General features: G+C 39.0%; 13 protein-coding genes and 1 riboswitch. Of the genes, 9 read left to right on the forward strand and 4 right to left on the reverse strand.

Annotated elements, in window-relative coordinates; all coding sequences use genetic code 11:
- Positions 1 to 26 precede the first annotated feature (26 nt).
- The 3 genes from MKX72_RS05435 (at position 27) to MKX72_RS05445 (ending at position 1208) form a co-directional block, all read left to right on the forward strand.
- Positions 27 to 200, forward strand: a complete 174-nt coding sequence (locus MKX72_RS05435) for a Fe3+ hydroxamate ABC transporter substrate-binding protein (protein ID WP_098627324.1) — start codon at positions 27 to 29, stop codon at positions 198 to 200.
- Between the two features lie 105 nt (positions 201 to 305).
- Positions 306 to 569 carry an autorepressor SdpR family transcription factor gene (locus MKX72_RS05440; RefSeq protein ID WP_013082079.1) on the forward strand — a complete coding sequence of 88 codons (264 nt, stop codon included), beginning with the start codon at positions 306 to 308 and terminating at the stop codon, positions 567 to 569.
- Positions 570 to 1208, forward strand: a complete 639-nt coding sequence (locus tag MKX72_RS05445) for an SdpI family protein (RefSeq protein ID WP_155008390.1) — start codon at positions 570 to 572, stop codon at positions 1206 to 1208. It abuts the gene before it with no gap.
- Positions 1209 to 1357: 149 nt separating this feature from the next.
- Here the strand turns inward: MKX72_RS05445 and MKX72_RS05450 are convergent, their stop codons facing one another.
- Together MKX72_RS05450 and MKX72_RS05455 are read right to left on the reverse strand one after the other, a co-directional pair.
- The gene (locus MKX72_RS05450; protein ID WP_155008389.1) at positions 1358 to 2350 is read right to left on the reverse strand and encodes a DUF3231 family protein; all 993 of its coding nucleotides are present in this window, start codon (positions 2348 to 2350) and stop codon (positions 1358 to 1360) included.
- A 154-nt stretch (positions 2351 to 2504) separates the two neighbouring features.
- On the reverse strand, positions 2505 to 3020 hold the full coding sequence (locus tag MKX72_RS05455; RefSeq protein ID WP_155008388.1) for a cupin domain-containing protein: 516 nt from the start codon (positions 3018 to 3020) through the stop codon (positions 2505 to 2507).
- A 247-nt stretch (positions 3021 to 3267) separates the two neighbouring features.
- Here MKX72_RS05455 and MKX72_RS05460 point away from each other — a divergent pair, with 247 nt between their 5' ends.
- The 5 genes from MKX72_RS05460 (at position 3268) to MKX72_RS05480 (ending at position 8234) form a co-directional block, all read left to right on the forward strand.
- Positions 3268 to 3486 carry a hypothetical protein gene (locus tag MKX72_RS05460; protein ID WP_034269982.1) on the forward strand — a complete coding sequence of 73 codons (219 nt, stop codon included), beginning with the start codon at positions 3268 to 3270 and terminating at the stop codon, positions 3484 to 3486.
- A complete protein-coding gene (locus tag MKX72_RS05465) occupies positions 3483 to 3743 on the forward strand; it encodes a hypothetical protein (RefSeq protein ID WP_155008387.1) in 261 nt (86 codons plus the stop codon). The genes MKX72_RS05460 and MKX72_RS05465 overlap by 4 nt, the downstream gene beginning before the upstream one ends.
- Before the next feature lie 282 nt (positions 3744 to 4025).
- A complete protein-coding gene (locus MKX72_RS05470) occupies positions 4026 to 6557 on the forward strand; it encodes an EAL domain-containing protein (protein ID WP_155008386.1) in 2532 nt (843 codons plus the stop codon).
- A gap of 57 nt (positions 6558 to 6614) precedes the next feature.
- Entirely contained in the window at positions 6615 to 7259 is a 645-nt protein-coding gene (gene folE, locus MKX72_RS05475) for a GTP cyclohydrolase I FolE (RefSeq protein ID WP_025749591.1), read from the forward strand.
- Positions 7260 to 7307: 48 nt separating this feature from the next.
- Positions 7308 to 8234, forward strand: a complete 927-nt coding sequence (locus MKX72_RS05480) for an NAD(P)/FAD-dependent oxidoreductase (protein ID WP_155008385.1) — start codon at positions 7308 to 7310, stop codon at positions 8232 to 8234.
- 39 nt (positions 8235 to 8273) lie between these two features.
- On the opposite strand, the gene MKX72_RS05485 is transcribed toward MKX72_RS05480, so the two are convergent.
- Positions 8274 to 8552: a hypothetical protein gene (locus MKX72_RS05485; RefSeq protein WP_049163216.1), complete on the reverse strand. Its 279-nt coding sequence runs from the start codon at positions 8550 to 8552 to the stop codon at positions 8274 to 8276.
- Positions 8553 to 8761: 209 nt separating this feature from the next.
- Here MKX72_RS05485 and MKX72_RS05490 point away from each other — a divergent pair, with 209 nt between their 5' ends.
- Positions 8762 to 11206, forward strand: coding sequence for an EAL domain-containing protein (locus tag MKX72_RS05490; protein ID WP_155008451.1), 2445 nt, complete (start codon positions 8762 to 8764; stop codon positions 11204 to 11206).
- A gap of 33 nt (positions 11207 to 11239) precedes the next feature.
- Here the strand turns inward: MKX72_RS05490 and MKX72_RS05495 are convergent, their stop codons facing one another.
- Positions 11240 to 12742, reverse strand: a complete 1503-nt coding sequence (locus MKX72_RS05495) for a glycosyltransferase family 2 protein (protein WP_155008384.1) — start codon at positions 12740 to 12742, stop codon at positions 11240 to 11242.
- A 23-nt stretch (positions 12743 to 12765) separates the two neighbouring features.
- Positions 12766 to 12851, reverse strand: a riboswitch (cyclic di-GMP riboswitch).
- Between the last annotated feature and the right edge of the window lie 824 nt (positions 12852 to 13675).

Here is a 13675-nt window from a genome sequence, read left to right on the forward strand (position 1 = left end):
GTTAGATAAAGAAATGGAGGGATACTATGTTTAAAATAAAAGAGCGATGTTCCGTTTGTCAAAAAGAAATTCAGCCGAATGAAGAAGTATGGATGCGAATGAAGTATCCGAGTAAAAGAGGAATGACCGAAATCAAAGCTTTTTTACATCAAGAGGCGCAGTTTGTATGCATGGACTGCTTTGGAAAAACAAAAAAATGAGTCAAATGCACGTGTTCTCTTTTCAAAATATTGACATATTATACTTTATAGTTTAATATTTAGATAATTATCTAAATACTTAAATATGATGGAGATGAACTTCAATTGAATGAAACGTTTAAAGCCTTAGCGGATCCTACTCGCAGAAAGATTTTAGAGCTGCTAAAAGAGCGGGATTTAACCGCAGGAGAAATTTCCGAGTATTTTAATATGACCAAACCAAGCATCTCAAATCATTTAAAAATCTTGAAGCAAGCGGACCTCGTTCAAGATGAAAAAAGAGGGCAGTTTGTGATTTATTCATTAAATACAACCGTTTTTCAAGATTTAATCGGCTGGTTTTTCAGCTTTCAGAAAGGAGAGAGTTAAATGAAAAAACACGTATTTCCTTTAAGCATTACCCTTTTCACACTAATTGCATGGCTGGTTGCACTGCCACATCTTCCAGCTACGATGCCCATTCACTGGGGAGCAAATGGAGAAGCAGACGGATTTGCAACGAAGATAAACGCAATGATCTTAACAGTAGGCATCATGGTACTTATTTATTTTATCATTGCATTTGTTCCGCGAATTGACCCTCGTAAAGAAAATTATAAGTACTTTTCAAAAACGTATAATATCCTGTTAAACGCCGTACTGCTATTATTCTTTTTTGTAAATATGAGCACTATTTTACAGGGGCTTGGCTATAACGTGCCGATGTCGTACATTGCTCCGATTATGGCTGGACTCGTTTTTATCATTATCGGAAACTACTTGCAGCGCGTACGCTCTAACTATTTTATGGGGATTCGTACACCGTGGACATTGAGCAATGAAAACGTATGGAAAAAGACGCATCGTTTATCTGGAAAGATCTTTTTTATTGGCGGACTGCTGATTCTTATTAGCGCTTTTTTACCTGATGGATACAAGTCAGTTATCATGTGGGGGAGTATCGTTCTGTGCGTGGCGATTCCTTATCTGTATTCGTACTTGGCGTATAAAAAAGAAATGAATATGTAAGCATACCAAAAAATCCGGTGAACACACCGGATTTTTTTATGGATAACATATCAGCCGTAACGCCACCGTTCGTGTCACGCCGGCTGATGAGAATAAATACAGCATAAAGTATGAAACGCGTTTCAGGTCAAGAGCTGCTATGAAAAAACTTACATTTCTTTACGATCGCTTGCTTGAGGCGGCTTTTCAATCCAGCCGTTTTTAATCATCACTTCGCTGCATCGCCCCGCTACTTTTAAGTCCCGTAAAATACACGCTTCACAGTGCCCGACAATATCAAGCCTCATGCTGGTAGTCATTGCCGTTGCGTAATAGGTAATGGCTACTTTAAACATCGCTCCTGCGTGAAACGTCATCAGCTTTTCTGAAAATGGCGCGTGCGTAGACATTGTGATTTCATTATCCAAAAGCGGAGGTGTATGAAGGTTTTCCCCGTGCATGATGGAAGAATAAAGCTCGATATGCTTATGCGCCACATCAAGCCCCGTCTCCATGACTTTCCGCACGTCTTTTCGTTTGCTCACTTGTTTAAAGGCAATTAAAAGCGCTTTGGTTGCCATGCTTTTTCGTAAATTAAAATAAATATTTCCGGCTTCCGTTGCGTTTAAAAGGCGCTGCTTTCCTACAAAATCAAGAGCGTAAGTCAAATCTGTGATCGGCTCTTGTTGTTTCGGATTTAAAAAATAAGGAGCCGGCACATAAAGATTTTTTGCTAAAAGCAGGTCGAGAGACCGATTATATACTTCCATCACGTCCAAATTACACTGATGATAATAATCTCGAAGATCTCGGCGAACGGACACGCTAAATGAAATGCCGTATCCTGCCAAGCCGTGAATCGTCATGTCATGAAGATATTTCAGCCAAAACGAGTCTGTAAAAAGCGGAGGTGCGTGCAAGTCCACATCTTCATCTGTAAATCCTTTTGGCAACGGAAAATGCTCGGCATGAAAAATGGCAGTCAGCAGCTCAATATGCTTTTTTGATAGCTCTAGCGAAAAGGCAAACAGCGCCCGAATCTCTGCATCCGTGACCGTTGCAAGAACGTGTTTTGCTACACAAACCGCCAGCGTATCCTGCTGATACTGCGCGCATAGACTCGTTATCTCCGGCGAAGTCAAACGCTTGCTTTCTGCGTTCAATAGGCTTTCCTCCTATCTATAAAAATGGTACGTATTTATAAAAAACAGATAAGTATAGTGTGAACAAGATTGTGTTAAATTATTCCATTGATAAATTGGAATCAAAATAGAAAAAAGACCTGCCCGGTAAAGAGCAGATCTTTATGTACATGATTTATTTTGTATTCAGTGCTTTTTCAATTTCAGGATAGGTAATGCCGTATTTTTTAGAGACGGTAACTAAACTCATAATTTCTTCTTCAGCAGGTGGTCCCACTTGCGGCAGAGGAGCATTTTCAGGAACGGAAGTACCGAGTTCTTTAACGAATGAATCAAAGCCTGCTGGAGAAGCAGTAAGGATAAATTCTGTTTCTTCTGGTCCGGTCACAAAGCGATGCTGAATACCTCGAGGAGCAAAAACATAATCGCCTGCTTTTGCTTCAATTATTTCTTCTCCTATGTAGAAAATCATTGAGCCACGCTTTATGTAAAACGTTTCGTCTTCATGTTCGTGAAGGTGAAGCGGGGGACCTTGGTTTGCTGGTTTCACTACGTGTGCTACGGCGTAAGCTCCGTTTGTGTCTTCACCTGATACAAGAAGCGTTACTTTTTCATCAAGAAAATGAAATGTGTTTTGATCGTGCGGCGTACGGTGAAAAGCGTTTGTTAGCTGATTATGAGTTGCTGTCATCCTTTTATCTCCTTAAAAAACATATTTTGAGATTATTGTATACTAATATGGACGTTTTGTGTGCAAAATAATAGTTAAAAAGAATTATTTATTTACATTTATTATCTTTTTGTAGTTCTATTGTTATTGATTATGGATTTTCCATATAATTTCCTTTGTCTATTTTCCAAAACTACCCAATATGCTAACATAAAGATAGAACCCCTAAATGGATAAGTGATGTATGAGATGTAAAAGGAGAGTTTCGATGAAGTTGTTTAAAGATGCGTCTAAACGAGAGCATCAAAATTGGAATAAAGCTGTGTCGGCAGGTTTTTATATCCTTTTATTGCTGCTGTTTGTGAACGTAATAATGTATACCTATAAAGGTGCCGAGTTAGTGTCGTCATTTTCTATGTTTTGGACAGGGATCATTGTGACGTTTGGCTATCAGTTCATTTTAAATAGAAAAAGTGAGGAAAAATGAATAAACAGCCTTGGCACCGTTCAGAAAAATTCCTGCTGCTGCTGTGCTTTTTTGCGCCACCCATTGGTTATGTGGCAGTGGTGATGAATAAGAAAAAGCTAAGCCGAGAACAGTGGCTGAGTAACTTAACGGTAGCGACTATTATCATGTCCATATGGATGCTGAAGTTTTTACCGCATCAGTGGGGAATCATTATTTTGTTAACGGGAGTCGGAATCTATTGGTATCACCGAATGTTGAAGAAGTTTAAGAAGTAGCGGCAGGGATAAAGAAAGTTAAATTTTCCCCCTTTGATATTTTGATAAAAGAAGTTAAAATATTATAGTAATACAAATTTGTCCTACCCATGTAAATAAAAGTATGTATTTAATATATTTGATGATTAGTTAAGAATAGAGCCAACCAAAGCGGTTGGTTTTTTGTATGAGTTCATTCTTTTTTTTTGTGGAAATTAAAGAATAGTATCCGATGTAAAGTTAGAGCATATAGGCAGGTTTTAAAACTGTCGGATCAGTTCTTTAAACAGGAGGCCATCACTAGTGTCGATAAAGAAAAAGTTGTCCGTATTCTTTACTTTGCTGGTATTGTGTATTCTACTAGCGAATAACACCTTGCACTACATTCGATCAAAAAATAGATTAACAGAGTTTAATCAAAGGGAAATCACGCTGGTCACAGAAGAAATTGCGTACGAAGTCGAAAATTCTAAAAATAGTGCCTCCTATATGGAAGATCGGATGGCACAGGAATTACGAACGGCTTCAATTGCAATTCAACAGTCTTTGCCTGCTGATTACCGAGACGTCACCAATGACGAGTTAAAACAGTTGGCTAAAAAACTGATGGTATCTCACATTACACTATTAGCACCCGTAGCAGGTGATATTATAGGCGTAAAATCTTCTGACCCTAAGGAAATCAATATGTCTACAAAAGAGTGGGGCTATTGGTATACCTCCTTTCAGCAGCTTCTTTCTCAGCAGCCGGTCACGACAACAAAAGGATTGACTTTACCTCACTATTGGAGCGGGCCGATTGAAGTAGCTTCTAGCAACCCTAATCACATTGACAAATGGGGCTATTATTATGACGGGTCTACTAATTATATTATTGATCCTTATTTCCGGGATCAGCACGTCCTCGATTTTGAAAAAAGGTTTGGCCCTACGAACGTGATGGACCGCTTTACAGAAAATCTTGAAGGCGTTCTTGAACTAACGGCTTTTAACCCGAAAAACTTCGGGAAAAGAAATCAAAACGTATATTTAAACGGCAATAAATATATTAGAATAAAAGATCAGCCGATTTGGTACGGTACATACACGTATCGAAATACCGAACGTGATAAAAAGTCCATTCAAAAGGCCTTAAAAACGGGAAAATCACAAAGCTATACTGCTGAAATTAACGATAAAAAAGTATTAAAAACATTGGTACCGATTAAAGAAAAAAACTCTCCAGCTTACGTGATAGGTGTAGTGTATGACTACGGACTTATTAAAAAAGAGCTGCAGCAAGAATTAATCAAACATTTACTGCTGTCTCTTCCGTTTATCTTTATTGTCCTTATTATCAGCTTTGTTTTCTCTACATCCATTACGCGGCCGATTAAACATATTATGGAGCACGTAAATCAAATCGCCAAAGGCAATTTTGGCAAGGTGCTGAATGTAAGAAGAAAAGATGAGCTGGGAGGACTTGTAGCAAACATCAACCACCTTTCTCACTTTTTAAAAACATATGTGGACGATTTAAAGAAAAGTCAGGAAGAAAGTGAGTACCATGCGTACCACGATTTTTTGACAGGATTGCCGAACAGAAGATATTTTAAAGAAGAATTAAACAGGCGCTTAATTGAGTCGAAGGAAAAATCCATTCGTCACGTAGCCGTGTTATTTATGGATATAGACCGGTTTAAAGATATTAATGATACGCTAGGGCATTCAAAAGGAGATCAGCTTATACAGCTGATAGCCAACCGCATTAAAGAATGTCTGCCTCCTGCTAACAGCTTTCTTACAAGGCAAGGAGGAGACGAGTTTGTCATTTTATTCAGTGATTTTACACCGGAAGAAGTTAAAGGTATCACCGAGAAGATCATTGCATATGTTCAACAGCCCTGCTACATTGACAATGATGAAGTTTTCGTCAGTATCAGCAGTGGGTTAAGCTTTTATCCGGAGCACTCTACGAATTTGGACACGCTTATTACGTATGCAGATGTCGCCATGTATGCTTCAAAAAGACAAGGCGGCAATAAAGTAAGTATTTATCATGATTCGTTAAATCAAAAACAAGCTGAAAAAGTTCACATCGAAACGCGCTTGCGAAAAGCAATTCAAAAAGGTGACATTGACGTTTACTATCAGCCTAAAATAGAAGCAAAGCGCAATGTAATCACGGGCGTAGAAGCATTAGTTCGCTGGAATGATGCAGAGCTTGGATTTGTTTCTCCAGAAGCGTTTATCCCTGTAGCAGAAGAAACTGGTTTGATTCAGTCTCTATGGGAAGTTGTCATGAAAAAAGCTTGTTCTCAAGTCAGCAAATGGAACAAGAATCGAAATGAAAAAATGACGCTAGCGGTTAACTTTTCTCCGCGGCAGTTTCAAGATCCGATTGTGTTAGTCAATGAAATACAGCAATTTCTTTCGCTTCATAGATTTGATCCCACATGGTTTGAAATGGAAATTACGGAAAGTACATTGCTAATGAACGCGGAAGAAACGATTAAAGCTTTACATCTGTTAAAGAAATATGGAATATCAATTTCTATCGATGATTTTGGAACCGGATATTCTTCGTTGAGCTATTTAAAAAAATTACCAATCGATTGTTTGAAAATCGACCGGTCTTTTATCCAGGATATTCAAGAAGATTACAGCAACAGCGAAATTGCGCAGGCGATTATCAGCTTATCTCAAAGCTTAAAGCTTGAAGTAATCGCAGAAGGTGTGGAAGAAGAATATCAAAAAGCGTTTTTAATGGAAAACAGCTGTGATCATATGCAGGGGTACTTGTTTAGCAAGCCTCTTGCTGCAAAAGATTTTGAAGCAGCGTTTTTAAATAGCTGAAGCAAAACCATCATTTAAAAATAAACTTACTAAGAAAAGGGAAGAGGACATAAAAAGATGGCACTTAGTACACAAAATTTAATTGCTCAAAAATTTTTAGAAACAGTAGGCACAAATTCAACTGAAATAGATAAAAAAATAGGTCAAGCTGACACGTTTATGAATGCGGTGAAAGAACTGATCGATTTATGCGGAGATAATCCGGAAAGAGACGGCCTTGAAGAGACGCCGTACCGCGTGTTAAAGGCATTTTTGGAATACACGGAAGGCTACCGAGAAGATCCGAAAGCTCATTTGGAAAAAACATTCGACGTGAATCACAATGAATTAGTGTTAATACGAGACATTGAATTTCACTCAATGTGTGAACATCACTTTGCGCCGTTCTTTGGCGTTGCGCACGTTGGGTATATACCAGATAAAAAAATTACAGGTTTATCTAAAATCGCTCGTACGGTAGAAGGATACGCAAAGAGATTTCAAGTTCAAGAACGTCTAACAAATGAAATTGCAGATGCAATCGAAGAAGTGTTAGAACCGAAAGGAGTTATGGTAATTATTGAAGCGAAACATATGTGCATGTGCGGAAGAGGAATTAAAAAATCTTCAGCTTCTACAGCCACTTCATCCGTTCGAGGAACATTTATGGAAAAACCAGAGGTTCGAGGAGAATTTTTATCTCTTTTACAGCGACAAATGTAAAGAAACAAAAAGCCATATAAGCTGAGAAGCAGAAGCGAGGTGAGCTGTATGCAACATGTTGACGTACTGATTATTGGCGGAGGGCCCGCTGGTATCTCTGCTGCCGTGTGGTGTAAAAGGCTAGGCGTTGAGTGCTTGCTTCTTGAAGAACAGGCACAGTTAGGCGGACAGCTGTTTACGATTTATAATGAGATTATTGATTATCCCGGAATACAAGCGGAAAATGGAATTGAGATGCAGCGTAAAATGGTTCAGCATTTTATTGATATGGACTGCTTATATGAAGCGAATACAAAAGTAATTTCCATTGACGAACGTTCTAAAACAGTAAAAGTAAAGCAGCAAGAAACTGAAAAGGAAATTGGCTATACGTATCTTATTTTAGCAACGGGCTCTAGTCAGCGAAAGCTGGGAGTGCCGGGTGAACAGCAAATGATTGACCGAGGAGAAGTGTACTCTGCTTCAGCAGACGGAGAACGGTTAAAAGGTAAAAGGGTTGCTCTCATTGGCGGAGGAGACCGGGCGTTTGAAGGAGCACATCTTTTAGCATCAAAAGCAAAACAAGTATATTTGATTCATCGTTCTACGCATTTTAAAGCAAGAGAACAATACGTTGAAAAAGTTCTTTCCGACCCCGGTGTTAAAGTGATGACAGACACCGAAGTGACCGCTATCCACGGAAAGCATCGCGTCACATCAATTGATTTAAAGAGTAAAAACAGTGACAGTGAGAATTTATTGGTAGACGCAGTGCTGATCAGATTAGGCGTAGCGCCCAATGTTGAACTTATTAAACAAAAAGTCACGACTACACAAAGCGGGCTCATCGTCATTAATGAAGTGCATCAAAGCAGCAATCCATCTATTTACGCCATTGGAGACGCGTGCACGACTCCCTTGTTTTCTAGTATCAGCTCTTCAGCCGGGCAAGGAGCGATTGTAGCCAAGCATGTATCGAGTCTTTTGAATGATTGATAATATAAAAAAGCATCTATCAAATCGATAGATGCTTTTTTACGTAACATAGTAAAAGAAACATAGCAGAAGTACGTTCACAGGCAGACAAATCGTTTGGAAAAAAGCAATGTAGTTTTTCGGAGCAGCGCTGATTCTTTTTACTAAAATACACTCGGTAATGAAATTAAAAAGAACGATGATAGAAGCGACTGTTATATACGTCCAGACGTTCTGCTGAAACAAGCGAGTAAAAAGAGGCGAGAAAAGAAGTAAAAAAGCAGCGGTTTGAAAGGAACCCCTAGAAAATAGATCATGTTTTTTAACACTTTGATTCACACTATCCCTCCTTTATATGTTTTATTTTACCAAATTTAAAAGACTTTAAAAACCTTTTCGGCTATCTTTACCTGAGATGTTCCTCATTTGGGGAAAGTAGGGTAAAATATATGTCAAATGTAACTTATTCTACTAGTATAGAAGAAATAGATAAAAGGAGGCAGCATGAGACCTTGCCAGATAAAAATACGGAGAAGGAGCAGTCGATCATGATCATGAAACATCTTGATCGTTTGAACACGCAGCTTTTAAAAGAATACAGTGAAGGTATTTTTTTTATCAACTGTGAAGGGGATATCATGTTTAGCAACGAGGCAGCCTTCAGGCTAACAGGAAACGAACACAAACAAAAAAGCCAGCAGCTGACAGCTCTTATACATAAGTCGAAACAACAGCAGGCACAAGAGCTTTTTCAACGTGCTTTAAAAGGGGAAAAAGTTCATTTTTCAACGACAATCAATCATAAAACAAAAAAAGAACTTCATTTATATATTACGCTCATTCCTATTATCGTAAATGAGCAAGTAGCGGGTGTTTACGCCATATGCAGAGATGATTCAAAAGAGCAGGAGCGCTCCAATCACATTTCTCAATTAGAAACACATTTGAAAATGGAGCAAAAGCTTGCCAATGTGGGAAGCTGGTATTACGACGTGACGGAAGATAAAAGCTATTGGTCACCTCAGCTGTATAATATTTACGGATTAAATCCTGGTCAGCTCTTTACTCCTTCTTTTAAAGATGTTCTTCAATTTATTAAAGAATGTGACCAAAAAAGGTTAAAAAAAGCAGTTACAGAGGCACTTTTAACGGGAGAAAGCTATAAAATTGAATACGCGCTGATGCGGCCAAACGGTGAAGAACGTACGGTGTTTGAACAAGCGGACGCAGTAGCAGATGAGCAAGGAAACGTCATACAGCTGATCGGCGTTGTTCATGATATTACCGAATCGAAAGTGATTACGAATGAATTAAAGCAAAAAGAACAGCAGTTTCAAACAATTTATAACAATTTGGATGCCGGAATATGGTCCGTTGATGTGCAGCGCAATAAAATGATTGTATGTTCAAACGGTGTTAGCAGTATCTACGGAGAAGATGCGATTAAATTTTTAGAAGATAGAGATCTGTGGGAAAGCTTTGTTCACCCTGACGATAAACCAGCTGTGGAAAAAGCGCAGCATCAGCTGCAAAAAGGAAAAACGATTCGCCAGCAGTATCGGATTTATACAAAAACAGGAGAGATGAAGTGGGTAAAAGATCGATGCATTCCAACACTTGATGAGAACGGTAAGCTGGTACGCATAGACGGGATTGTTGAAGATATCACCGCAGAAAAAAAGTACATGGATCAAGTTGAATATCTTGCGACTCATGATCATGTAACAAACTTGCCGAATCGAAGAAAGTTTGAAAAGAAATTAAAAAATTTCATTCGGCAAATGAAAAAAGAAAAAGATTCATTAGCGGTCTTTTATCTAGGACTGAATCGCTTCAAGCATATTAATGACACATTAGGCCACGACGTAGGCGATCGCCTGCTGCAGCGTATTGCCAATCGGTTAAAAAAGTTCGTAACGCCAGATGTGATGCTAGCTAGAGTAGGAGAAGACGAGCTTGCGATTTGTTTTTTATCTCTTGCACATATAAATGAATGTCAAAAACTAGCCGCAGCTCTTTTTCAAGAAATCGAAAAAGAAATTACGATTGACGACTTTTCTCTGTACGTCACAGCCAGTATAGGAATCAGCATCTATCCGCATGACGGTGAAGATGTGAAAACCTTATTAACGAATGCCAACCTTGCTATGCGCCGTGCAAAAGAAATTGGGCGAAGCGACTGGCAGCTGTATTCGCCGTTAATGGACAGCGAGACGTATAAAAGCTATCATCTGGAAAAAGGACTGCGGAACGCACTTCTGCAAGATGAGTTTTTTATTGAATATCAGCCAAAGGTTCATACAAACAGCAGAGAGATTGATAGCATCGAAGCGTTAATTCGCTGGAATCACCCGGAATGGGGGCGCGTATCACCAGAAGACTTTATTCCATTAGCGGAAGAAACTCATTTAATTATTGAACTGGGCGACTGGGTAATCGAGCGTGTCTGCAAGCAGCTGCAGCAGTGGAAGAATCAAGGGTTACAAATCGTGCCCGTTTCGATTAACGTCTCGTCTAAACATTTGCTGAAACGAGGATTTGTAGAACACGTTCAACAAACGTTAGCTCATTACAACATCGACCCTTCATTTATTGAATTTGAAGTAACGGAAAGCTCTATTATTCAGTATGAAGAACACGTAAAAAAAGTCATGGACGAATTAAAGAAAATTGGCGTAACGTTTGCTTTAGATGATTTTGGCACCGGCTTTTCTTCGTTATCACATTTAAAAGACTTTGAATTTAACACGCTTAAAATTGATAAAACGTTTATTCAACACGCGACCGATAAAGGAAAGCAGCAGGCGATTACAAAAAGCATTTTATACTTAGCTCATGCTCTTAACATGAAAGTGATTGCAGAAGGCGTTGAAACAAAAGAGCAGCTCGCCTTTTTACAAAAGCACGAATGTTCCTTTATTCAAGGCTATATCGTCAGTCAGCCGGCTGCGCCTCAAAAAATCGCGGAATATTTAAAGAGGCGATTTCTATAAAAAAAGTGATGTCTCGTCGAGACACCACTTTTTTTACGCTTGAATAGGTTTTCTAAGCGTCCAAATTTGGTAAAACATATAAAGAGACTGATAGATGGTCAAATACGTCAGCAAGATCCAGCCGTTCATTAAGTACGGATAAATGGCTTGCTGTACAGAAGGGCTCGTTAAGTAATCACGGAAATAGATGCACAGTACAACAATCATGCCTGTAAACGCAAAGCCTGTTAAAATCCCTTGCCCTAATTTACTGCGCGTTTTTCCGTTTTCCGCGTTGTATTGATTCGCCCAGCCGTCTTTTTTATTAGCGGCAAGCCTCTCTAGCCACACTTGACCAAACGTAATTAAATTCACCCATAAATAAATTTCCGGACTAATCAAAAGACCGGCCAGTATTACATCAATCGGCCTGTGCATCGGCGTTTTGACAGCCAGCATAATATTTAACACAGAAGCTAACGCGATTGGAATAATCCAAAGCCACGACCAGTAAAATTGATCGGTCGCAAGCGCAGCAGATAACAATAAAATAAACAGCAGGCGAATAAGTAAATCACACAGCGTTTTGATCTGTGAACGCCACAGCTTTCCTTTATGCTTGGTTCTGACGTCCAAGTTTCCGTTTGTCAGTAAATCAACGGTTCCGGACTTCCATTTATTACGCTGTTCACGGTACGTGTGATAGCTTCTCATCGAGTCTACAAAGCAGCGAGCGCCTGGACTGATTAACGTTTTCCAGTTGGATTTTTGCAGCTGCCACGTCAGCAGCATATCTTCAACATCGCTGTCATTTTGCCAAGGACCGTCAAGTTTATTTTCTTCCACTATATTTTGAAGCGCTTCCGGGCGAAACAGCGTAGCCTGACCGCCAAGTACGTACGTGCTTCCACCGTGGTACTGAAGATCCAACAGCCAGCTTGCCATATCCTGCTTTTGCTGATGAGTCCACCACCTGGCTATCGGTCCGCCGTACTCGCCGCTTGCGAGCTTTTCCTCGTAGTGCACATCATCTTTTGACAGCGAGCTTTTCTTTTTAGGCATTCTCATCGTATATTTTGCCATCACGCCGCCGATGTTTCGCGACGTCATTAAATCTTCCCATAAATTAATGAGTGCTTTTGGAGCCAAGCGGCTGTCTGCGTCCATCCCTAAAATCGCTTTAATCGACTCTTTATACAGCTGCTGATATTTCGTCAGCGTCGTATTATATAAATCCAGTGTATCTCCATATATCTTTTTCCAAGCCGTATTTAATGCGCCGACTTTTCGTTGTTTATTGCCTTCAGTGACCAGTACCTTTACATTTAAATCAAATTCATCTCCGGCCAGCTCCGCTTTTTCTTTCGTACGGTCCGTACAGTTATCTGCAATCACAAATACATCGAGCTCCACATTATTTGGAAGAAGCTGATCGCCTAACCCCGCCAAGCAGTCGCGAATTGATTTTTCTTCATTGTGCGCCGGAATAAATGCCACAATGCGAGGCCTCATATACGAAGCTCCAATACTTCCAGTAACGACACGCTGATTGTTCATGTTTTCCTTTACCCCCTGATATATCAGGAAACCCAGCTATCCTAGTCCTAAGGACCTTAGACCTGAAGTTTTGCGTCCCAGCCTTTCGGCTGGTTTGCCTTTAACTGAACAAGTTAAGTTCACTACTCTTTGTTTTCTTTAAAGAACGAAATACCTGAAATGATACTATATAACGAATATCTTTTTTAGATTTTACCATAAAAATAGGTTGAATTACCCTAAAAAGGTTCGACAAATTTCGATAATCACTTAAGCTTACAAACGAGATAAATAGTAAATAGCTCTCCAAATAAACGCTTTCCGAAGTGCTTTTTGATTATCAAATCAGAAATAAGTAGCAGGAGACAAATAAACAAAAAGAGACAGAAGAAACGAGCAACGAATTAAACGTTGATGATACCAGTGAAGATATCCACACCACATGAGAGAGATAACGGAAGTAGGGTGTGTGTGGGAAAAGAATTCTATTATATGGTTATAGTTCAAAAGAAAGTAATTACGGCGCACTTTTCAACTCCTTTGGCTTAAGTTCACATTAAACGAAAGGGGGGATTACAAATCTTTTTCTTTTGTTAGCAGTAAATATACAATATCTTCAATTTCTTATTGCTTGTATTCAAGCTATTTTGTTGTTTTGTTAGGTTAAAGTTATGGATTGCAAAGATATACTGTAGATTGGTTATGATAATGGCTCCATTCTTTTTAGTAGTTATACGTATTTTGCGAAAATGTGATAAATTTTTGAAGAAAGAGAGTAACTAAGTCTTTGAAAGGTGATCAAATAGAGTTAAGTTTTAGTAACAGTATCAATAAAATTATGGCTAGTTTCGAAAACCTCTTAATGAACTACAGAATTTTTAATATCTAAAAATCAGAGGAACTTTTATATATAGTTGTTTTTTTGTAATGTTTTATACGACCTTGTTTAGAATT

Source organism: Priestia sp. FSL R5-0597 (assembly GCF_038006305.1).
Taxonomy (GTDB): Bacteria; Bacillota; Bacilli; order Bacillales; family Bacillaceae_H; genus Priestia; species Priestia zanthoxyli.

Coding starts and splice junctions, on each gene's coding strand:
- MKX72_RS05435 (WP_098627324.1), top strand. CDS start 27: ATGTTTAAAATAAAAGAGCGATGTTCCGTTTGTCAAAAAGAAATTCAG.
- MKX72_RS05445 (WP_155008390.1), top strand. CDS start 570: ATGAAAAAACACGTATTTCCTTTAAGCATTACCCTTTTCACACTAATT.
- MKX72_RS05455 (WP_155008388.1), bottom strand. CDS start 3,020: ATGACAGCAACTCATAATCAGCTAACAAACGCTTTTCACCGTACGCCG.
- MKX72_RS05460 (WP_034269982.1), top strand. CDS start 3,268: ATGAAGTTGTTTAAAGATGCGTCTAAACGAGAGCATCAAAATTGGAAT.
- MKX72_RS05465 (WP_155008387.1), top strand. CDS start 3,483: ATGAATAAACAGCCTTGGCACCGTTCAGAAAAATTCCTGCTGCTGCTG.
- folE (WP_025749591.1), top strand. CDS start 6,615: ATGGCACTTAGTACACAAAATTTAATTGCTCAAAAATTTTTAGAAACA.
- MKX72_RS05480 (WP_155008385.1), top strand. CDS start 7,308: ATGCAACATGTTGACGTACTGATTATTGGCGGAGGGCCCGCTGGTATC.
- MKX72_RS05490 (WP_155008451.1), top strand. CDS start 8,762: ATGATCATGAAACATCTTGATCGTTTGAACACGCAGCTTTTAAAAGAA.
- MKX72_RS05495 (WP_155008384.1), bottom strand. CDS start 12,742: ATGAACAATCAGCGTGTCGTTACTGGAAGTATTGGAGCTTCGTATATG.